Consider the following 19,719-nt stretch of genomic DNA (forward strand, 5'->3'; position numbering starts at 1 on the left):
GACAGAAATAACAATAAGGAGTCGAACAAAATATTTCGGAAATAATAATAATTCCCAGAAATTGATCAATCATCACCTCACAAGACGACTTATTCTATCCCTTCCCAAAGACGACTACCCACTTCCGTCAAACTGAGCTAGATTGGATAGCAGCAAAAAGCTTCGGCGATCAACTGGTGCCTTTACAAGCCATCAATTTCTTGAAAATTCTCCCATGTTAGATTTTCTCAAAAATATCCTAAAGCCCAAGAACAACGGTATAGGTATAGAAATTTCTGCCGAGCGGCTCAATATTGTCCAATTAAAAAAGCAAGGACAGATTTACAAACTCGTCAATTGCATCAGCGAAGAAATCCCAGAAGGAATTTTCGAAGAAGGCAAAATTGTCGATTCTCCTGCCCTTGCTGAATTAATTCAAGACACGCTAGCCGCTCACAACATCACGACTAAAAAGGTTGCAGCCGCAGTCCCCATGCGCGAAGCAATTATTCGACTTATCCCCATTCCTGCCGAGCTTGATGACGCAGAATTGCGAGATATGGTGCTCAACCACGAAGCTGGTTTGTATTTGCCCTATCCCCGCGAGGAAGTTGATCTCGATTACCAAAAACTAGGCTTTTTCCAAGACGAAGATGGCATTGATAAAGTGCAAGTGCTTCTCGTCGCGACTCGTCAGGAAGTCACGGATTCTTACTACGACACCTTTTACCAAGCAGGCCTCCAGATTGATGTCTTAGAGATTAATAGCTTTTCTCTAATTCGCACCATCCGCGAACAACTACGTCAGTTTAGTTCCCAAGAGGCGGTTGTCCTCGTTGATGTGGAATTTGACTGCACAGAAATTGCGATTGTTGTTGATGGCGTCCCGCAATTTTCCCGAACTGTTCCGATTGGTACATTCCAGCTCCAAAGCGCTTTGTCGCGAGCGATGAATTTGCCAGCCTCTCGCAATATTGAATTGCTGCAAGGGATGACAATTCCCAACACTCCTGTGGAAGGTGTTCGTACTGGTGCTACTGGTATCAATCCCGGTATGGCAGCTTTACTGAGAGTTTTAGGTGAATTGGCTGATGAACTCCGCCGTTCCATTGACTTTTATCTCAATCAGAGTGCAGAGCTAGAAGTAGCGCAACTACTGTTGGCTGGTCCTGGTGGTGGTATCGGTCAGCTCGATGAATTCTTTACCCAGCGATTAAGTATTCCGACCCTACAGATTGATCCGTTTGATGCTCTATCCATTGAAACGGAAGATGATATCCCACAGGTTCAGAAACCATCTTTGGGAACAGCACTCGGACTCGGATTAAGGGAGGTTTAGGATATGTATAGTCTCGATATTAATTTTCTGAGCGATCGCAAACTAAATGGCGATAATGCGGCTCAACCAGAGAAGGCGGCCTCTAAATCCCTTGCTCCGAATGGACAAGAAACTCCTCCATTAATTGCTGGTGGTGTGGTTGCTGCGATTTGCTTGGCTGCTGCTGGCTTTCTGTTTTGGAATGCCTCTAAAGCCCGGGCAGAAACGAAGGAAGAGATTTTGGTCGTAGATCAGGAGATCCAGGAGATCAACGCCAAAAATGCAAAAGTTAATGGTCTAGAGCAGCAAATTGCGTCTTTGAAATCCCAGAGTGAAGCTTTTGTTAATGTGCTGCAAACCAAGATTAAGCCTTGGTCTGCGATTCTCCAAGAGATTAGTGATTTAACACCACCAACGCTTAAATTGAGTTCATTTGCTCAAACTGATAATCAAGTTTTAGTCAGTGGTCATGCGCAGAATTTCACTAATGTTAATGACTTAATGATTAATCTACAAGCTTCTCCTTTATTTGTTGAAGAAGAAGTTTATATTGTCAGTGCCAACCTTGTAGATAACCCAGCAGTACTTGAGTTCTCCCGGCCTGTTGAATCCTTTGAGGTTCCGCAGGTTGTCGAATATACAGTGGCTGTGACATTGCGTGAGCTCACTGATGCGGAAATCATCCAAACTCTTGAGCAGCAAGGTGCACGAGGTATGGCAGAACGCTTAAAAACAAGTTTTTAAAAAGAGATAAAAAATTATTTTTAACGTGATGATGAGAGGAGTTTGGCAAGGACATGGCTTATTCTGAAGAGTTTCAAACTGATTTAGTCGGAGATGGTTCTGAACCGAAAGGTTTTTTTAACGCCTTTGGCGTTGAGTTTACATCGACTATTGTTGGTGCTTTGCTGGCGATCGCCGGTATTGCGGGTGCGGGCGCGATTTGGTGGTTTTTAGTGAAACCCATTACTGCTGAGACCGAGACACTCCAGGCAGAACTTCAGCAGAAACAAGGTGAACTTCAGCAGAAAAAAGCCGCTGGCAGTGAAAATAAAATTGCTGAATTAGAAGCGCAGCTAGTCCAGGAGGAAAGAATCGCTAGTGAAGTGATTAATGCTTACGGTAAAGATAAGCAGATTCAGACATTCTTACTCGATCTCAACCGGATCTTAACTGCAAGTGATATCCAGTTGGTTAGCTATGAGCCGACTTCACCGCAACCAGAATTTATTGCAGATGACAGCTATGGTGAGGAAGCTACAAATAAACTAAAGCGTCAAACGTTTAATGTCTCTTTTGAAGATATGACCTTTGCTCAGGTTGATTCGATGTTAGAGAACTTGGATGTTTTGCAACCATTGATTGTTCTGCGAGAGTTTTCTACTGATATCGCTCAGCCACCTTCTTGTCTCTATACTGAGAGCCAACTAATTCCACAAAACCCTACCAAACTAGGTGTTTCTTTTGTTGTAGATGCTCTTATTGCGCCAACTGCAGAAGAGTTACAAGCTCGTCAGCAAGAATTGGCTGCGGAGAACGCGGAAGCACCACCACCTCAATAAATGTAGAATTTACTAGCTCTTTGATTCTATTTCCTGATTCTTGAGCTTTTTGATTGACTACTTGAGTTTCAATATTAAGATGGTTACGGTTGCATCTATAAATTTAAAACTTATTTCTTTTTTCAACTGAACTTTTACTGCATTAGCGTTTGAGGAGTCCCCAAGTCGTGAACATGAAACCCTATTCCGGATTAGTTGCTGGAGCTGTGACCAGTGTTTTGGCTCTGCCTCCCGCTTACTCGGCAGACATGCGCCAGATTGTTGACCTTGATATTCGTCCCGAGGGAACTGGTTTACAAGTACAGTTTGCGATCGCCGGTACGGATAATGGGGTTCCTCAAGTTTTTACGATTAGTCGTGATAACCAAACGATTACAGATATCCTTAATACCCAGCTCGACATAGGTGATAGCCAGACCTTTACTCAGCGTAATCCGATGCCAGGTATCGAAGCGATTGAGATTATGCAGCTTGATCCAGAAAGTGTTCGAATCATTGCTACAGGTCAAGGAACAGCTCCAACTGGGGAAATGCTTAGTCGTGATCAATCCAGCTTTGTGTTTAATTTCACACCGCAGTCTGAGGCGATCGCTGAGAATGAAAATAATTTAATTGCCCAAGTAGAAGCACCAGCTGAGAACACTGCGGAACCAACCTCAAATCCTGAAGCCAGTACTACTGAACCTGACATCCTGTTCCCAGACCCTCAGATTCCCCGTGAAGGCAAACCTAGCCCAACAACAGCAGAAAGCTTACTTCGTCCCTCTGCTCCTCTGCCACCATTTCTTCCGCGCGCAAGCGCCCCTCCAGTCGGTGATATTGCCATCTCCACGGTTGACACTTCTTTCCCAAATTACGTTGACCTAGGTACAGCATCAGTCGTTCCCAGATTGGTACTGAAGGAAGCACCCACTCAAGACGTACTTACTTTACTTGCGCGTTCTGCAGAGTTGAACCTTGTATTTGCGGACGATATCACTGATAAAAATATTTCTCTCGATCTTGAAAATGAACCAGTTCAAGACGTTTTTAACTACGTTTTAATGTTGTCGGAACTTGATGCGACAATGCGTGGTCGAACTATCTTTGTTGGCACAGAATTACCTAGAGCTATTTCTCCAAAAGTTACTCGGACTTTCCGCCTTAACCAAGCTGATGTTCTTGAAGCGCAAACTTATCTTGAGAGTGCTGGTACTGATGAAGACGGCTTATTACCAGATATTCAGATTCTTACTGATGAGCGATTGAATGCGATTACTGTGACTGGTGAGCCAAAAGTTATTGAAATTGCAAGTAACTTTTTGACTCAGCTCGATGCTAGAAAGCGCCAGGTTGCCGTTAATGTCAAAATTCTCGATGTGACTCTGAGTGGGAACCGTTCAATCTCCTCGGATATCAAATTACTCCTTGAAGATCGTGTTGGTATTAGTGCTGGAGATGGCATCATCCTCTCGCCCAATGATTTGTCTAGGACATCCACTATTTTTGGTGACTTTAACGATGGTGCAATTACTGTAGAGCAAGGTACACAAACAGTTTCATTAGGTGAGCAGCTCGATGCATTTGATACTAGTAACCCAGATGAGACTGTATTTATCGGAAACATTGAGCAAGCTGTCGCTGTCGCTGCCAGTATTGACAACAACTTTACAGCCTCTGCCTTTAACTTTGCGGATCCAAATCAGCTGGTTGCTGTTATCCAAGAAGTGAGTCAGACGAGTTCAACTGTAAACGGTCAGACTATTGTTAACTCTCAGGTAACAGCACGTTTGGAAGGTTTGGGTAATATCAACACAGGTACTTCCCCGCTACGTGGTACAAACTTTGTTGGACAGCTAGTTGCTGGGCTACTTCGCAACACAACAACTAAGATTGTTGCAGATCCAACATTGATTATTCAAGAAGATGAAATTGCAAATATTGATCTTACTGAAGATATTGTTGTTGGTACTCGACAAATTGAAATCACGAACAATGATGGTGATGTTATTGGTGCTGGTGAAGAACCGGTGATTGATGAGGTTGGTTTGCAGGTTGAAGTGGAAGTTACTGGCATTGATGACAATGGCTTTATTTCAATGAACATTGAGCCATCTATCTCGAGCATTGCGGGTAGTGAAATTGTTGATGATGAGCCTGTCACACTAAAGCGGGAGAGTAAGTTGACTTCAGGACTCGTTCGCCTCCGTGATGACCAAACTCTAATTCTTGCTGGTGTAATTGATGAGCGGGATATTGTTGAAACATCTAAAGTCCCACTTCTCGGTGATATCCCATTGATCGGGTCTCTGTTTAGAAGTTCTAGTCGATTAAATAGCAGACGAGAATTGTTATTCATCATCACCCCTCAGATTATCGATGATTCTCAGAATGCGACTTGGGGCTATGGGTATGTTCCTAGTGAAACTGCAAGAGATCTTCTCGGTAATGAGAATTTCCCTACTGATGATGACTAGTCTGGGGAACTTGATTTTTAGGTTAAACAAATAAAAATGTATCTGAGAGGGTTGCCAAGATAGCAACCCTCTTTTTATTGGGAAAGAAATTGATTGAGTCTTGGAAAAACGGGACTGGCCGGATTTGAACCGGCGACCTAGCGCTTCAGATTTGTGTGGGTTTCCCCGACTCTCTGGACTATCTCTTCACCATAGAAATATTGGATTGAAAATTTCCGTAGGTGGTGGCCGTTATGTTGTGGGATGGTTTTAGTATGAAATGCCTCGTTCCCAACACCTAGTCTCTGCACCTTCTCTATCTGAGGATAATAGAGTTTGGCTCAGGATTGCCCTGGGTTTGGGGATGGCGATCACCGTAGAAATCACCAAAACATTAACCTTTAGGTTTCCCTGAATTTGACCACATTCATCAATGGCGTTTCCGACCATGATGCCCAAATTTCTTTAGGAGGCGCTTGCTCTATCCAACTGAGCCACAGCCCCTTTCAGGAGACAGAATTATATCACAGAGTTTTTGGGAATATGATCACTTTTAAAGTTGTTAGCAATTAACCAATTTCTAGATTGAATTTCTGATTTGCAGTGTTATATTTGCTAAAAGTCCCTTAATCAATATTTATCCTTGACTTGGGCAATGAGAGATAAAGCTTCTGATGGGATGTTTTGCCTTATTTCAGATTTGTAAATGTTTAGTGCTTAATGGTTGAACGTAATGGAAAACACTCTACAAACTCCAGCGGATATTTTAGATAAGGTTAGTCAGCCTTCTTTTACCATTGCTGGGGCTGCGCCTGTTACAACGCCATTACCTGCGTTGCCTCGCCTAAAGGCAACACCTATTACGCAGCACCACCATAAATCTAATCCTCATTTTGTACTCGATGTTTTACAAAATTTGGAACAGTACTCTCTTCGGTTAGTAGATCAGCTCAAAGAGACTCAACGCAAAATTCAGGATTTATATCTTGAAGGGCCTCTCCTTGATGGTTGGCTACAATCGGCAACGACTGGCCAAAAAGAATCGACCGATAAAGTTTTGACGCCTGCGGAAATGGGGGGGGGATATTGTCTGTGTGGATTAGATGAGTTTGGAAAGCTCTGGTCTAAGCCTTGTCCTGTAGAGGAAGTTCCCTCAGTGAGTTTGGCGATCGCCCGTTATCATCGACTGAAAAAGTTATTGGCAACAAAACAAGAGATCGAACAGAAATTAAAAGATCTCACTGAAACTTTGGAAGGTATTCCCACAGAATAAATAAGCTCAGAGTTTGGTTTGAATGAGCGTGACTGCTTCAAGTAGATCGTTGGCAATGTAGTCAGGCCTAAAATCTTCGAGAATCTGACGATCACGAATTCCAGAAAGTACCGCAATTACTGGAATATTACAGGTTTGGGCCGCACGAATATCAGCTTCTGTATCTCCCACCATCCATGTGGATTCTGCTGGAGATAATGATGCAAGAGTTGTTTTGAGTAACAGGGGTTTTTGATTTAAATCGCGGTCATGCTCCGCTTCTTCTGGTTTCGTAAAACGGCGATCGCCCGGAAAGAATTCTTCTAGTCTTGGATTTAATCGAATCACTTCTGCGAGTTCACTGTGGCGGCGCATGGTGACGGTCATAATTTCCCAACCGAGACTTTTCGCAATTTGTAGTGCTTGAAGCGACCCATCGATAATTCGGTCATGAATCATATTTTTGAGAGCATGGGCATTCTCTTTGCGGAGTTGAATATATTGTTTCGTTTGAGAATTCGTTAGCCCAGATTTGAGCGCAATCTCAGGGCGGGTTGTTTTTAGCCGTTCGAGCTGCCAAAAATCTGTCTTACTGAGAGGAGTAATTGTTTGTTCTGGCGTGGCAATTTCTGTGAGTGACCAACGATAAACGCGATAATATCGTTCTGACAAATCTGCAATTACACCGTCAAAATCTAATATTAAACGCATCACTTTTTACCCCACCACAACTCATATCGCCCTCAAGCATAGGTCAGTAATAAGGGATAATCAATCTACTTTGCTTTTTAGGATTTCATGTCTTCAGCCCGTCAGCTTGCATTTCTTGCCCTTCGTCAAATCATGTATCACAAGGCTTTTACTGATGTTGCCCTTGATCGGGTCTTACGTAAAAGCGGCCTCAGAGGAAGTGATCGCGGGTTAGTGGCAGAGCTGGTTTACGGGACGGTGCGCCGACAAAAAACCTTAGACGCAATTATCAATCAAGTTGGCAAGAAACCTATTGAACAACAGCCACCAGATTTGCGAGTGCTGTTGCAGTTGGGGCTTTATCAAATTCGCTATTTGGACTCGATTCCTGCATCGGCAGCAGTCAATACTAGTGTTGAGTTGGCGAAGGAAAATAAGCTTGGGCAATTAGCTGGCGTGGTCAATGGTTGTCTCCGGCAATATTTACGCTTGCAGGATAAAAATGGTGATCCACTAATTTTGCCTGAGGCACAGCCTGAAAAATTTGCACTGCAATATAGTTTCCCGGAATGGCTCATCAAAACTTGGCTCGGGCAGTTTGGGGAAGCGGAAACGGCACAACTCTGCGAATGGTTTAATCAGCCTTCTACTCTCGATATTCGCATTAATCCCCTGAAAAATTCTGTTGAGCATGTGCAAGTACTGCTCAATAATGCTGGGGTGAAATGTGAGGTGATCGCCAATTTACCGAATGCGTTACGGCTGACTGAAAAGCGTGGCATGATTCAGGATTTACCGGGCTATAAAGAGGGGTGGTGGACGATTCAGGATGCGAGTGCACAGTTGGTGAGTCATTTGCTTGATCCCCAACCACGGGAAGTGATTATTGACGCTTGTGCTGCCCCTGGTGGAAAAACAACCCATATTGCCGAATTGATGGGCGATGAAGGGACGATTTGGGCCAGTGATAAATACAAAGCCCGTATTAATAAGATTGAGCAAAATGCCCGCCGCTTGAACTTGTCGATGATTCGGACATTGATTGGCGATAGTCGAGAATATCCGCAGTTTCGGCAGATGGCAGATCGAGTGTTGTTGGATGTGCCCTGTTCTGGTCTCGGAACATTACACAAACGACCCGACATCCGTTGGCAACAAAATCCCGACAAAATTGCCGAACTTACACAATTTCAATTGGAATTGCTGCAGGCTGGCTCGAAATGGGTTAAACCAAGTGGCAGTCTTGTCTATTCCACCTGCACCATTAATCCCGCCGAAAATGTGGCGATCGCCAACAAATTTCTAAAAGAAAATCCCAATTGGCACATTGCGAAGCCCGACGAAAACTCTCCCGCATATTCGTTTGCCTCAGAAGAAGGCTGGGTGGAAGTCTTACCCCACAAACATGATATGGACGGCTTCTTTATGGTGAAATTTCAGAAATCGGCTAACGACGAATAGTAAAGAGATAAACGATATGGGTGAAAATCTTACGATCCGCATTGCTCAAAAAGATGACGTCGAAACGCTATTCGAAATTAGAACGAGTGTGACTGAAAATTATCAATCCCGCGAAGAAATTGCGGAGCTTGGCATTACACCAGAATCAGTTGCTGAAATGTTGGCGACAGATTGCTGCGCGTGGATTGTGGAAATTGAAGGGCAGCCGATTGGTTTTTCAATTGCCAGTGCCACAGAAAAAACTATATTCGGACTCTTTGTGCGTCCTGATTTTGAAGGTCGAGGTGTTGGACGAACTTTAATGCAAACCACCGAAAATTGGTTTTGGTCAAAAGGTATTGACGAGATTTGGTTACTCACAGGCAATGAACCAAGTTTTCGCGCTTATGGATTTTATGAACATCTAAATTGGATTCCTGTCGGTGTCGAGTCTGATGGTGATTTTGCTGGAGAAATGAAATTTATCAAAAAACGATCCAATAATCTTGCTTGAGAAATGGATACGTCTCTCAACACGTAGCTACAAAAAACAATGAATTGAAGGATACATTGTAAGCCCTGAAATAGCTGTAAGGAAAGGCTCGGAGCATCAAAACGTAAAACAAGTAAATCTTATTTGATATTTTTTAGAAAAATGTGCCATCATTATCTACATAACAAGTTTTTTTAGATGTTTAGTTTTTCTGTTTTCAGCAGTAAGTGATTGGTCATGAGTAGTCAATATAAGCAAATCCCAATGTCTGAAATGCGAGTACGCTTACCCAAACTAAGGAGGTTGGTTCAATTAGGAAAACAAAGAATTGTCGTTACTTACTACGGAGAGGTGATCGGTTTTCTTTTGCCCATAAGCGATATCGAACGATGCGAGATTCCTATTGATGAAAGTCAAGAAATGTCACTGTCGGAATTTCGTTCGCATATGACCGAGACGTGGGAGCTATTGCAAGCAGGAGTTGATTGTATTTTTCTCACCTTTCACACACGGGCTGCTTTAGTTTTTATTGCCCCCAAATTTGCACAATTTCTTGATTTGCCTGTATTAGGCAATCAGGGACAGATGTTGTTATTTTCCAATATCAATCCAGAAGCTACTGTTTAGGAGCAGTTGATTTATGTTTAAGTTTGACTATGCTAGTGCAGGACTAAAAGAACAATTAACAAAGGTCTCTCTTTGGGATGAATTTCTAAAAGATGAACTTAGTCCAGTCCTTAATGAGTTGAGGCAGAGAGGTGAAAGTTCATTGTCTCCAGACTATGGTTATCACATTTTTGGAAATGCTCTACGTCTGCGTGGTCGAACTTTTGAAATTGTTTACTCTGTAAATTCCCAAACTAAAGTAATTCGGTTTTATGAATGCAAATTTATTGCCTCTTCTCAATCACTTGATTGGCAGCGGCTATTGCTAGAGGATAGCTTTCATTACTCACCTGAAGCAGAGATTGTTTTGCCACAAGTCGGTATTAAGAGACTAATGTTGGCATTGAAGTGTATCAGTGATGGACATAACACCACTTATCAGTTGGGCGTTTGTGCTGGAAGTAGGGCTCAAAATCCTAAGAATATTTCTCGGCATGGTCAATATGGAGTTGAGTTTCTTAAGCAGTGTGGCTTGATTCGAGAGGAGAGAGTTGGACAACAAGCGGCTAAATATTATTGTTCAGATAAGATACAGAAAGCCTTTCAAGCTAATGATGAAAGCTTGGTTCTGAGACTTGTCGCGGAGTCACTATTAGGCTTCCCTGTAATTAAGCAGGCAATACGGGAAACAACTACTGGTCAAAAGGAATTGACTCTCGAACTGATACAAAGCATATGGGAAGATCTAGAACCTATACGTTACGGCTCAAAAACAAAAAGAAGGAGAGCACAATCAGTTCGGGCGCTGATTAACTGGCTAGCAAGAGAAGAAGGTATTCCTATTAGAAAAGAAGGAAGTCGACATATACAACTATTTTTAGACTTAAATATCTACGACAGCAAATTTTAATGCTTTTTTTTAAGGCGGGCTGCAACTTCTTCCGTTAATGTCTGCAACTGCTCGGAAATCTTGACGGGATAGGGTTCTGGATTTTCCACTTGCTTTACGCCAGCCGGTAATTTTGCAACGTTGGCTTTGGTACGATCACGGATCTGATCTAATGTTTCGGGTTTGGTGAGGCGATCGCCATCCTGCATGACTTTTTTAAGTAACGGAATTTCGTTGTCTTGGGAAGATTCTGTCGCTAAAGCCATGTGATCGCCACCCGCTTTAACATTACGGAAAACTTGCTTTCGACCAGGGTAAGTCGCCTTATTCTTCGACTTTTTCATTGTGGATTTGTTATCAATCTCGACGAGTTTATAAACGCCATTCACCGGAGAACCAGTCACCAATTTTGTGCCCAAGCCATAGCCGTCAATTTGTGCCCCAGCATTTTGCAATCGCTCCATCTCAAATTCATCAAGGTCACCACTGGCAAAAATATTAATTTCCGGCATCAACTTGTGAATATCTTGGGAAAGTTGCACCAAATCTCCCGAATCTAAACGAATGCCCGATAAAGTGGTTTCGCCTGAGGCAATTTGAGCTTTTAAACGATTTGCTGCTCCCATGGTGTCGTAGGTATCGATTAACAGCGGAGCTGCTGGGAAATAGCGATGGAAAGCCTGAAATGCTTCGTCTTCAGAGCCTTCGAGCGTTCCCACTGCCATAACCAAGGCGTGAGCCATCGTACCAACGGGATTGATGCCGAGTTGCTGGGCTGCTAAAACATTTGATGTTGCATCCAAGCCCCCTGCTAATGCTGCCCGTGCTGCCCATGTTGCACCCTGGGGACTAAATGCTCGTCGCGTACCAAATTCTAATAATGTGCGATCGCCTGCTTGATGACGCATTCTTGCTGCTCGTGTTGCGATTAGAGTTTGGTAGTTCAGGGCATTGAGGATAAATGTTTCGACAATTTGAGCTTGCCAAAGAGGTGCTTCAATTCTCAAAAAAGGTTCATGGGGAAACATCGGTGTCCCTTCAGGAACAGCCCAAACATCACCCGTAAATTTGCCATCCCGTAACAATTCCCAAAATGCCGCTGGAGCATTCTTGAAGATGCCTGTCCCTTGCAGATAATCTATTTGTTCATCTGTGAATTGTAGCGATTCGAGATAGCTTAAAACCTGCTCCAATCCCATTGCCACAAAATAACCAAAGCCATTAGAGAGTCGCCGTGTAAACATCTCAAAATGGGCTGGCGTTTCTGCCAAATCTTCCCCGACATAACAGGCTGACATTGTGAGCTGATACAGATCAGTTAATAAACTGTAATCTGCCGCTGTAATCGCTAAATTGCCGCCTGCCATAATCTTTCGCCAGTCCACTCATTTGATCTAAATATAGCTCTAGTCTTTTGTTTGGCGACGCGCTTTTAACCATTCATTTCAAGAACGTAAATGTTACGATCAAGCTTACTGGTGAAGGTGAAAACGTAAAGATGGCAACGTTACAAAATAGGCGATCGCAGAATATTGAAGGTGAATTTTATGTAGATAGCACCTGCATCGATTGCGATACTTGCCGTTGGCTGAGCCCAGAGATTTTTAATCGTCAGGATAGTCAATCAGCAGTGCACCATCAGCCCAAAACTCCAGCCGAAGAGAAAGCGGGTTTACGAGCATTATTAGCTTGTCCGACAGCTTCCATCGGCACAGTGAATTCCCCGAATGATATTAAAGCGATACAGGCCGAATTCCCTTTGAACATTGCCGAAAATGTTTACTATTGTGGCTATCACTCTAAAAAATCTTTTGGTGCCACATCCTATTTTATCCAGCGTCCAGATGGAAATATCCTGATTGATTCACCGCGTTTTAATCCGCCCCTAACCAAACAATTAGAGAAGATGGGCGGCGTCAAATATCTCTACTTAACTCATCGTGATGATGTAGCAGATCATCAGAAATTTCATGACTATTTTGGGTGCGATCGCCTTCTGCACGAAACGGAACTAAGAGAGGGAACTAAAAATATTGAAATTGTTCTCACCGGAACAGAAGATATTGATTTTGCTGAAGATATCAAGATTATTGCAGTACCGGGACACACCGAAGGACATACTGTTTTGCTCTATAAAAACAAATATTTGTTCACCGGGGATCATTTGGCCTATTCTGTGCGACTAGGGCATTTGACTGGCTTCCGAAATTTCTGTTGGTATTCATGGGAGCAACAAACCGAGTCCATGAAAAAACTGCGAGATCACTCTTTTAGTTGGATTTTGCCGGGACATGGCCGCCGTTATCACCGTGATTCTGAAGCCATGCAGAAAGATTTGCAGCAATGTATTGATTGGATGGCCAGCGTTTAATGGAATACCCTCACTGGAACTTTGGCGTGGCGATCGCCTTCAACCTCTGCCTAACCGGATTCAATCTTTATTTACTCTGGAAACTACCCCGTTGGCGACGTAAGCTACGAGATCTACGCCAGAAATTTACAGCAGATGAAAGACATATTGTGGTGGATTTAGAACAAGCACGACAAAGCATGGCGTTGTTACCAGAAGTACAAGACAAACTAATCTCCCGTAAACAGCAGCTCAGAGACTATCACCATAAGCTCAAACTTATTATTCAACTCTATAGATTCTTATCAAGATAGCGAGATTGAAAGTATCCGGTTGATCATCAAGATCACCTCATCCACTATCTTGAATCACAAAAGCTTTCAGACAAGCTCTGCTACAACTATGAATAGCACTCAAAGCAACTAAGGGATAGCCTTGGATGTGAACAACTTTTCTGCGGGAAAAGTATGCACTTTTGATACTGACTTTTATTAAAATTTCACGGAATCCGCTCTTGATCAAAGGTATACATGTGGATGTCACCAGGAAATATTAGTTGCTAATCAAAAATATTTTTAAATCAGGATTGCCATTAACTGAAATTTGGCTTTGCAATACATGGATAGTCAGACAAGCTGGATGAAACAAAAAAAATCTAGTGTTCTCAACCGAACACTAATGATTTTAGGGGGATATACATTATTTCTGATCGCCACTATCCCTTCTGGAGTATCGTATATCTCAAATAATCTAAAGTCGATCAATCAATCAACCATTAAACTCAACGAACTGCGTTTACAAGTCGAAGAGATCAACGATGAATTTATTGAACAAGCTAAGCATCGCAAAAATCTTTTCCTCAGAGGACATGATCCAGAAGATTTAGACAAATATCGCTCAAGAGTCGACAAGAAAACAGAATCAATAAATCAGCTAACAGATGACCTCCTACAAAATCCTCTGGCCAAACCTTACAGAGAGGATCTGGAAAAGTTTCTTGCAGATCATGAACAACTTATTGCGACCTACTACGAAGGCATCGATCTCTTCTTAGAAACCAATGATCACACCCAAGGCGATAGTTATGTTCGTGGCGAAGGACAAGATACTGGTGATGAATTAAACGAAATCATTGAAGCAATTCAACTCAGACAAAATGAGGCGATTGTTCAAAATGCGGAAAAGATCCAGCAAACTCTGGCAGTCACAACACTATTGATTATTTTGGCTGTTTTTGTCTTTTCCACTCTCCTCACTATCGGTATCATCCAGCCCATCCGTAGAGTGAGTAAGTTCAGTAAATTCCTAGAAAAGAATCGAGAATCCCAAAATTTTGGTCAGTTTTACAAAGTGGATAAGGCCGACGAAATTGGCTATATGGTGGATCGCTACAACAATTTACTCAGTCTCATCCAAGACTATAATCACAATTTGGAACAAAAAGTTTTAGACAGAACATCAGAGCTAGCCGAGGCAAATACTGAAATTCAGGAGCTGAATAAACGTCTTGAGAAAGAAAACACAAGGCTTAGCGCTGAGCTGGAGATCACCCAACAGCTACAAACTATGATTCTGCCGAATGCTAATGAAATTCAGCAGATTCCTGGTTTAGAGATTGCAACCTTTATGGATCCAGCAGATGAAGTAGGCGGTGATTACTACGATATTCTGCGATATGGCGATCAACTCAAGATTGGTATTGGTGATGTTACAGGACATGGTCTAGAAAGTGGTGTCCTGATGATTATGGTTCAGACAGCAGTAAGAACCCTAATGATTCATGGTGAATCAAATCCAGTTAAGTTTCTGGATACAGTGAATCGCATTATCTATGACAATATCCAGAGAATGGATTCTGCTAAAAATCTCACATTGTCATTAATGAATTACCGAGATGGTTCGATCAGTTTAAGTGGCCAACATGAAGATGTGATTTTGGTCAGAAAAAGTGGTGAAGTTGAACTAATAGATACTATTGACCTAGGCTTTCCAATTGGCTTGGAATACGAAATTGAACATTTTATCAGTTCCCGGGAGTTCAATTTAAATTCTGGTGATGGAGTCGTTCTTTTTACCGATGGCGTCACAGAAGCAGAAAACAATAGCGGAGAACAATATGAGTTAGATAAATTGTGTAATCTTCTCAGTAACAACTGGTCAAAAACATCAGAGGAAATCAAGGAAATTGTTATCTCCGATGTCAAATCTCATATAGGTTCACAAAAAGTTTTTGACGATATCACATTTGTGATTTTAAAACAAAAGTAAATGCTCGGCCTTTTTCTAAGGAATTTTTTCTAAATGGATAAATCTTTTAATCTCTCAAATCACAACTCTATTGTGGGTGAATTTATTGAGAACTTACCAGTTAGTCATGCATATCTCACAATCGTTTTTTCTCCTGCGACAGCTCCTTTTAAACAATGTTGGAAAAACAATAGTCTTTCTGCCGACTTTATTGCGAGTTACCTAACTACTTTTTATCCTGGTGATGAGGCAGAAAGAGAAGAAATAAAATATATAGTCAACTATATTTCCAATGAATTATTAGAGAATTCAATGAAATATAATGATTATGCTACGGAGCATCCGATCACAGTTGAATTAAAACTTTATCAGGAAGATCTATATTTCTGGGTCACTAACAGCATTAATCCAAATGAAATTAATGAATTCAAATCTTTTTTAACTGAGCTCATGAACTCTGATCCCGAAGAGATTTATTTCAAGCAGCTTGAGGAGTCGGCTGAAGATGAGAATAGTGATAGCTCAGGATTAGGGTTGCTAACTATGATTAATGACTATTCGGCTAGCCTAGCATGGAAATTCGAGACTGTTCAGCAAGACCCTGATATAACGACTGTCACAACGATGGTTAATTTGAAAGTATAATGCTCTTTTAAACTATAATTTTTTTCTTGAATTTCAGGCAACAGTTTTATGCTAGGAGTACAGCAACAAATGATTAATGATAGTGATGGCAAATACAAGGTTTATTATGAAGAAGAAGACAATATTGTCGTAATGGAGGGGTCTTTAAGATTAATTGGAGCGAAAGAGTATGAACCTATATCCTCTTTTTTAAAAGAGATTATTCAAAACAATTCCGACTTAATGACCATCAACTTAGAAAAGCTCAAGTTTCTAAATAGTTCAGGGATTAGTACATTGTCTAAATTCGTGATTTTTGCTCGTAAGAAAGATGACGTACAGATGAAAATTGTTGGTTCACAATCTATTCCTTGGCAAAAGAAATCTTTAAAGAATCTAACGAGGCTTATGCCCAGCTTGATCTTGGAATTAAAATAAATCAATCTACATTCAGCAATGCTGAATTCTAATAAAAAATTATCCTTTAAAATATATAGAATCTAACACCGAAAAAAATATTAGCAAGATGAGAGGTAGACCTAGGGTTACAAAACCATTGATTACTTAGATGAAGATGAAGAAGAATCAGAATAATGCTGAACAGAATGTATGTGGATTAGAATTGTCTCAGAAATACCAAGAGCTAGAGCAAGAAATTGAAAACCTTGGCCTTGAGAACTCTGATCTAGAGATGCTTATTGAGACTATTACTGAGCATGCTGACTTCATTGAATCAGAATTAGAGAAAAGAAATAAATTAATTCGTCAGATATTTGGTCGCTATCTCACAGATAAAGTTGTTGATAAGCTTTTAGAAACACCTGAAGGACTACGACTTGGTGGAAAAAGACAAAAGCTGACTGTATTGACTTCAGATTTGAGAAGTTTTACACCTTTATCTGAAAGTTTAGATGCAGAAATTGTCATTAAAATCATTAATACTTATTTGTCTGAAATGATTGAGATTATCGATAAGTATGGTGGAAATATCAATAATTTTTTAGGTGATGGCATTCTCGTTTTATTTGGAGTCCCTAATGCTGGGGAAGATGACTCTGAAAGGGCTGTGGCTTGTGCTTTGGACATGCAGCTTGCAATGGAAAACCTCAATAGAAAATTAGAAAACGATGGAATGCCACCGCTAGAAATGGGGATAGCGGTTAACACTGGTGAAGTCGTTGTTGGGAATGTAGGTTCAGAGAAAAAAGCCCAATTTACAGTTGTTGGACATCATATAAATGTTGCATTCCGTATAGAATCTTTCTCGAAGGCTGGAGAAATTTTAATATCCGATTCGACTTATCAGGAAGTTGAGAAGATTGTTGAAATTAAGCAAGAAAAATATGTGAATGCAAAGGGTGTTTCTGAACCGATTAAAGTCTATAACCTTGAAGGTATAAAGGGTGACTATAATCTATCAATCCAATCCCCAAAAAATCGTTCATAAAATCAAGGAGTTTAGTTCATGAATACAAGAGTCTCCATATCTCCTTATTCTTACACTGAATATTTTAAGTAGAATACACTTACTTTTTATAGATTGAGCTAATATTGATATCGAGAAAATTGAGTCATTGAGAATCAGAATGTTTGACCCTTTAAGTATTAAAGATAATCGTAAACTTCATAAATGGTTATCTATTCTAATTGGTATTCCTATTGTATTTATCATTGCGACTGGAATTTTTTTGCAGCTTAGGAAGCCTGTTGATTGGATACAACCTCCTTTAGTAGATGGTTCTGCAAAGTACGATCCTTCTATTCAACTTGAGGAAGTTCTATCTAGTGTAGAAAGTGTTCCTGCGATGAAAGTAAATGGTTGGGAAGATATTAAGCTTTTTGATATTCGACCTAAGCAAGGAACAATAAAAGTACGGAATCATAAGGAATTAGAAACTCAAGTTGATGCAAAGACTGGAGAAGTTCTACAGACACGTCAAAGATTGAATGATATTGTTAGTGATTGGCATGAAGGGAATAATAGATTCACTCGTCTATTTATTTACTTGCCGATTAAGATTGGCTTTCTCTTGATTTTCTTGACTGGTGTTATTCTCAATATCAAGCTTTCAATTAAAAGTTTCAAGAAAAGTAAAAATAAGCCTGAAGGTAAAGACAAAACATCTGCTACAAAGAAACCTATTAAGATTAGGATGCGTGGCTTTCTATTAAAGTATCATTCTTGGCTGGGCTGGGTAGTGCTTGTTCCATGGGCTTTTGTAATATCTAGTGGTTTGTTGCTACAGATTCGTCATGAAGTCCCTTGGGTGATGCCTAAGCTACAAACTGGACAAAGCACAACTCCAAGAGTAGAAATTATGGAGTTATTTGAGGCGGCGAAAAAGTATCCAGAGTATGGGGTAAGTGAATGGAAAGATGTTTGGCGAATTTACGTTTATCCGAATAAAGGTGTCTCGACAGTCAGAGCTAAAAACCGTAATGAATTACAGTTTGATTCGGAAACTGGTGAACTACTTCATGCTCAAGTTAGAAGAGCTGATTTTCTAGAAGATCTCCATGAAGGGAAGTTGGCAGATATTGGTCTAGTTGATATGAATTTATGGGTCTTTCTCCCTGTAAACATCCTATCTTTGATTTTATGGTTGACAGGTTTTCTTGTGCTTTTCCGATAATTTGGTTTAGCCAAACTCTTAGATATGCAATCACTTTTCTTATTTAAGGGTTGGGCTTGATACTGCTGCTTGTAATTGAATTTGTAATGCTTTTTCTTGAGTGATAGTTAAGCCTTTTTTTGATTTTGGTGAATGGGAATCATCGTTATTTGCAAAAAAGACCCAGCGACTTCCTTTTGGCAAGGCATCAAGGGTTGATTTGTTTTGAGTAAGCCAAAGTAATGTCGAGTCAGGAGTTGTAAGGGTTTTCTTTGTCTTATCTGGTTGGATGCCGGCTAGAGATTCTAGGATTATCGGGCGGGCATTGAGAATGCCTGTTTGAGCTGTCCAGAGTTTTACGTTCAGTTGCGATCGCCGCGCGTAGAAAAACAATGAAGCTGCTGCACTGACTGCTTGTTCAAAGCTATCAGGATTCCAATCGAATTGGTGATCGAGACAGATAATCACTTCTTCACCACCTGTTGTGATTTCGAGCTCTCGCACTTTAAATTCTCCAAATCGGGCACTACTTCGCCAATGGATTAGGCGCATGGGGTCACCCACTCGATAATTCCGAATTGATTTTGTTAAGCCTTCTGTCGCATTTTGATAAAGGCGATCGCTCTGGAATTTTGTACTTTCATCGGCGCCGATACTATCGATAATTGGGCAAGCATTTAGCGGCAAAATTTGTGGATAAATGACAGCTCTTGCCGGAACGGAGCGCGATCGCCGACACCAGAAAAGTCCGAGGGGATTGGCGGTACGGAGGGCGATAGTTTCCCAATGAAAAATGCCGCGTTTCTGAGCATCGATTTCGTAAACCCATTCCAACGAATCCTTAGGAGGTAACATTTCAATCACTTTGCGACGAGGTGCACCAAGTTCTGGCGGCAACTCATCCATCGCTGCAACTAGGCTTTTTGCAGCTTTACCCTGGTTGGTAATTTGGATTTTGACTTGCATTACTTCACTGACACTGACCGGCGAAATTGGCGATCGCCCAATCTCTAATTCTTTTAGGGAGCGTATCGGCAAAATTGCTCCGAGAAATAAAATCGCGAAAATAGTGCCACTGATGACATAGAGCCAGCCAGCCATCGTGTTCGTCGCTGCTCCAAAGAAGGACAACCCAATCGCCCCTAACACTCCTCCTCCATAAGCCGGAGCCACCCAGCGTCGCTCTAATTTGGAGTACCAATTATTTTTGTTCCGTGCCATA

Annotated in this window: 20 protein-coding genes; 16 read left to right on the forward strand and 4 right to left on the reverse strand. The window is 41.4% G+C overall.

Going from position 1 to position 19,719, the window contains the following annotated elements; genetic code table 11:
- Window positions 1-214 precede the first annotated feature (214 nt).
- From pilM to LEPTO7376_RS19545, 4 genes are all read left to right on the forward strand, one after another.
- On the forward strand, window positions 215-1,318 hold the full coding sequence (gene pilM, locus LEPTO7376_RS19530; protein WP_015135789.1) for a type IV pilus assembly protein PilM: 1,104 nt from the start codon (window positions 215-217) through the stop codon (window positions 1,316-1,318).
- Between the two features lie 3 nt (window positions 1,319-1,321).
- Entirely contained in the window at window positions 1,322-2,041 is a 720-nt protein-coding gene (locus tag LEPTO7376_RS19535) for a PilN domain-containing protein (protein ID WP_015135790.1), read from the forward strand.
- Between the two features lie 53 nt (window positions 2,042-2,094).
- Window positions 2,095-2,859 carry a hypothetical protein gene (locus tag LEPTO7376_RS19540; protein WP_015135791.1) on the forward strand — a complete coding sequence of 255 codons (765 nt, stop codon included), beginning with the start codon at window positions 2,095-2,097 and terminating at the stop codon, window positions 2,857-2,859.
- 173 nt (window positions 2,860-3,032) lie between these two features.
- Window positions 3,033-5,315 (forward strand): secretin N-terminal domain-containing protein, encoded by a 2,283-nt coding sequence (locus LEPTO7376_RS19545; RefSeq protein ID WP_041764186.1) that lies wholly within the window; start codon window positions 3,033-3,035, stop codon window positions 5,313-5,315.
- Window positions 5,316-5,564: 249 nt separating this feature from the next.
- On the opposite strand, the gene LEPTO7376_RS26615 is transcribed toward LEPTO7376_RS19545, so the two are convergent.
- Complete coding sequence (locus tag LEPTO7376_RS26615) at window positions 5,565-5,744, reverse strand: hypothetical protein (RefSeq protein WP_160148523.1); 180 nt, start codon at window positions 5,742-5,744, stop codon at window positions 5,565-5,567.
- A gap of 283 nt (window positions 5,745-6,027) precedes the next feature.
- Here LEPTO7376_RS26615 and LEPTO7376_RS19550 point away from each other — a divergent pair, with 283 nt between their 5' ends.
- Window positions 6,028-6,567 (forward strand): hypothetical protein, encoded by a 540-nt coding sequence (locus LEPTO7376_RS19550; RefSeq protein WP_015135793.1) that lies wholly within the window; start codon window positions 6,028-6,030, stop codon window positions 6,565-6,567.
- 6 nt (window positions 6,568-6,573) lie between these two features.
- Here the strand turns inward: LEPTO7376_RS19550 and LEPTO7376_RS19555 are convergent, their stop codons facing one another.
- The gene (locus LEPTO7376_RS19555) at window positions 6,574-7,257 is read right to left on the reverse strand and encodes an HAD family hydrolase (protein ID WP_015135794.1); all 684 of its coding nucleotides are present in this window, start codon (window positions 7,255-7,257) and stop codon (window positions 6,574-6,576) included.
- Between the two features lie 87 nt (window positions 7,258-7,344).
- Between LEPTO7376_RS19555 and LEPTO7376_RS19560 the strand changes: the two genes are divergently transcribed.
- The 4 genes from LEPTO7376_RS19560 (at window position 7,345) to LEPTO7376_RS19575 (ending at window position 10,685) form a co-directional block, all read left to right on the forward strand.
- Window positions 7,345-8,697, forward strand: coding sequence for a 16S rRNA (cytosine(967)-C(5))-methyltransferase (locus tag LEPTO7376_RS19560; RefSeq protein ID WP_015135795.1), 1,353 nt, complete (start codon window positions 7,345-7,347; stop codon window positions 8,695-8,697).
- Window positions 8,698-8,713: 16 nt separating this feature from the next.
- Entirely contained in the window at window positions 8,714-9,190 is a 477-nt protein-coding gene (locus LEPTO7376_RS19565) for a GNAT family N-acetyltransferase (protein WP_015135796.1), read from the forward strand.
- A 216-nt stretch (window positions 9,191-9,406) separates the two neighbouring features.
- Window positions 9,407-9,796, forward strand: coding sequence for a prevent-host-death family protein (locus LEPTO7376_RS19570; RefSeq protein ID WP_015135797.1), 390 nt, complete (start codon window positions 9,407-9,409; stop codon window positions 9,794-9,796).
- A 13-nt stretch (window positions 9,797-9,809) separates the two neighbouring features.
- Entirely contained in the window at window positions 9,810-10,685 is an 876-nt protein-coding gene (locus LEPTO7376_RS19575; protein WP_015135798.1) for a hypothetical protein, read from the forward strand.
- Here the strand turns inward: LEPTO7376_RS19575 and LEPTO7376_RS19580 are convergent.
- Window positions 10,682-12,031 carry a nicotinate phosphoribosyltransferase gene (locus LEPTO7376_RS19580; RefSeq protein ID WP_015135799.1) on the reverse strand — a complete coding sequence of 450 codons (1,350 nt, stop codon included), beginning with the start codon at window positions 12,029-12,031 and terminating at the stop codon, window positions 10,682-10,684. The two genes, LEPTO7376_RS19575 and LEPTO7376_RS19580, sit on opposite strands and share 4 nt — an antisense overlap.
- Before the next feature lie 131 nt (window positions 12,032-12,162).
- Here LEPTO7376_RS19580 and LEPTO7376_RS19585 point away from each other — a divergent pair, with 131 nt between their 5' ends.
- From LEPTO7376_RS19585 to LEPTO7376_RS19615, 7 genes are all read left to right on the forward strand, one after another.
- Window positions 12,163-13,035, forward strand: coding sequence for an MBL fold metallo-hydrolase (locus LEPTO7376_RS19585; protein WP_015135800.1), 873 nt, complete (start codon window positions 12,163-12,165; stop codon window positions 13,033-13,035).
- Window positions 13,035-13,328, forward strand: coding sequence for a hypothetical protein (locus LEPTO7376_RS19590; RefSeq protein WP_015135801.1), 294 nt, complete (start codon window positions 13,035-13,037; stop codon window positions 13,326-13,328). The genes LEPTO7376_RS19585 and LEPTO7376_RS19590 overlap by 1 nt, the downstream gene beginning before the upstream one ends.
- A gap of 325 nt (window positions 13,329-13,653) precedes the next feature.
- Window positions 13,654-15,282, forward strand: coding sequence for a PP2C family protein-serine/threonine phosphatase (locus tag LEPTO7376_RS19595; protein ID WP_225901132.1), 1,629 nt, complete (start codon window positions 13,654-13,656; stop codon window positions 15,280-15,282).
- Between the two features lie 33 nt (window positions 15,283-15,315).
- Entirely contained in the window at window positions 15,316-15,906 is a 591-nt protein-coding gene (locus tag LEPTO7376_RS19600; RefSeq protein ID WP_015135803.1) for a DUF6272 family protein, read from the forward strand.
- A gap of 48 nt (window positions 15,907-15,954) precedes the next feature.
- Window positions 15,955-16,323, forward strand: coding sequence for a slr1659 superfamily regulator (locus LEPTO7376_RS19605; RefSeq protein ID WP_015135804.1), 369 nt, complete (start codon window positions 15,955-15,957; stop codon window positions 16,321-16,323).
- Window positions 16,324-16,459: 136 nt separating this feature from the next.
- Window positions 16,460-17,332 carry an adenylate/guanylate cyclase domain-containing protein gene (locus LEPTO7376_RS19610; protein ID WP_015135805.1) on the forward strand — a complete coding sequence of 291 codons (873 nt, stop codon included), beginning with the start codon at window positions 16,460-16,462 and terminating at the stop codon, window positions 17,330-17,332.
- 139 nt (window positions 17,333-17,471) lie between these two features.
- Window positions 17,472-18,518 (forward strand): PepSY-associated TM helix domain-containing protein, encoded by a 1,047-nt coding sequence (locus LEPTO7376_RS19615; protein WP_015135806.1) that lies wholly within the window; start codon window positions 17,472-17,474, stop codon window positions 18,516-18,518.
- Window positions 18,519-18,557: 39 nt separating this feature from the next.
- On the opposite strand, the gene LEPTO7376_RS19620 is transcribed toward LEPTO7376_RS19615, so the two are convergent.
- Window positions 18,558-19,718 (reverse strand): DUF58 domain-containing protein, encoded by a 1,161-nt coding sequence (locus tag LEPTO7376_RS19620; RefSeq protein ID WP_015135807.1) that lies wholly within the window; start codon window positions 19,716-19,718, stop codon window positions 18,558-18,560.
- Between the last annotated feature and the right edge of the window lies 1 nt (window position 19,719).

It is taken from the genome of [Leptolyngbya] sp. PCC 7376 (assembly GCF_000316605.1).
Taxonomy (GTDB): domain Bacteria; phylum Cyanobacteriota; class Cyanobacteriia; order Cyanobacteriales; family MRBY01; genus MRBY01.

What these genes read in the sequence shown, in the direction of transcription:
- pilM (WP_015135789.1), top strand. Translation starts at nt 215, where the DNA reads ATGTTAGATTTTCTCAAAAATATCCTAAAGCCCAAGAACAACGGTATA.
- LEPTO7376_RS19535 (WP_015135790.1), top strand. Translation starts at nt 1,322, where the DNA reads ATGTATAGTCTCGATATTAATTTTCTGAGCGATCGCAAACTAAATGGC.
- LEPTO7376_RS19540 (WP_015135791.1), top strand. Translation starts at nt 2,095, where the DNA reads ATGGCTTATTCTGAAGAGTTTCAAACTGATTTAGTCGGAGATGGTTCT.
- LEPTO7376_RS19545 (WP_041764186.1), top strand. Translation starts at nt 3,033, where the DNA reads ATGAAACCCTATTCCGGATTAGTTGCTGGAGCTGTGACCAGTGTTTTG.
- LEPTO7376_RS26615 (WP_160148523.1), bottom strand. Translation starts at nt 5,744, where the DNA reads ATGGTCGGAAACGCCATTGATGAATGTGGTCAAATTCAGGGAAACCTA.
- LEPTO7376_RS19550 (WP_015135793.1), top strand. Translation starts at nt 6,028, where the DNA reads ATGGAAAACACTCTACAAACTCCAGCGGATATTTTAGATAAGGTTAGT.
- LEPTO7376_RS19555 (WP_015135794.1), bottom strand. Translation starts at nt 7,257, where the DNA reads ATGCGTTTAATATTAGATTTTGACGGTGTAATTGCAGATTTGTCAGAA.
- LEPTO7376_RS19560 (WP_015135795.1), top strand. Translation starts at nt 7,345, where the DNA reads ATGTCTTCAGCCCGTCAGCTTGCATTTCTTGCCCTTCGTCAAATCATG.
- LEPTO7376_RS19565 (WP_015135796.1), top strand. Translation starts at nt 8,714, where the DNA reads ATGGGTGAAAATCTTACGATCCGCATTGCTCAAAAAGATGACGTCGAA.
- LEPTO7376_RS19570 (WP_015135797.1), top strand. Translation starts at nt 9,407, where the DNA reads ATGAGTAGTCAATATAAGCAAATCCCAATGTCTGAAATGCGAGTACGC.
- LEPTO7376_RS19575 (WP_015135798.1), top strand. Translation starts at nt 9,810, where the DNA reads ATGTTTAAGTTTGACTATGCTAGTGCAGGACTAAAAGAACAATTAACA.
- LEPTO7376_RS19580 (WP_015135799.1), bottom strand. Translation starts at nt 12,031, where the DNA reads ATGGCAGGCGGCAATTTAGCGATTACAGCGGCAGATTACAGTTTATTA.
- LEPTO7376_RS19585 (WP_015135800.1), top strand. Translation starts at nt 12,163, where the DNA reads ATGGCAACGTTACAAAATAGGCGATCGCAGAATATTGAAGGTGAATTT.
- LEPTO7376_RS19590 (WP_015135801.1), top strand. Translation starts at nt 13,035, where the DNA reads ATGGAATACCCTCACTGGAACTTTGGCGTGGCGATCGCCTTCAACCTC.
- LEPTO7376_RS19595 (WP_225901132.1), top strand. Translation starts at nt 13,654, where the DNA reads ATGAAACAAAAAAAATCTAGTGTTCTCAACCGAACACTAATGATTTTA.
- LEPTO7376_RS19600 (WP_015135803.1), top strand. Translation starts at nt 15,316, where the DNA reads ATGGATAAATCTTTTAATCTCTCAAATCACAACTCTATTGTGGGTGAA.
- LEPTO7376_RS19605 (WP_015135804.1), top strand. Translation starts at nt 15,955, where the DNA reads ATGCTAGGAGTACAGCAACAAATGATTAATGATAGTGATGGCAAATAC.
- LEPTO7376_RS19610 (WP_015135805.1), top strand. Translation starts at nt 16,460, where the DNA reads ATGAAGAAGAATCAGAATAATGCTGAACAGAATGTATGTGGATTAGAA.
- LEPTO7376_RS19615 (WP_015135806.1), top strand. Translation starts at nt 17,472, where the DNA reads ATGTTTGACCCTTTAAGTATTAAAGATAATCGTAAACTTCATAAATGG.
- LEPTO7376_RS19620 (WP_015135807.1), bottom strand. Translation starts at nt 19,718, where the DNA reads ATGGCACGGAACAAAAATAATTGGTACTCCAAATTAGAGCGACGCTGG.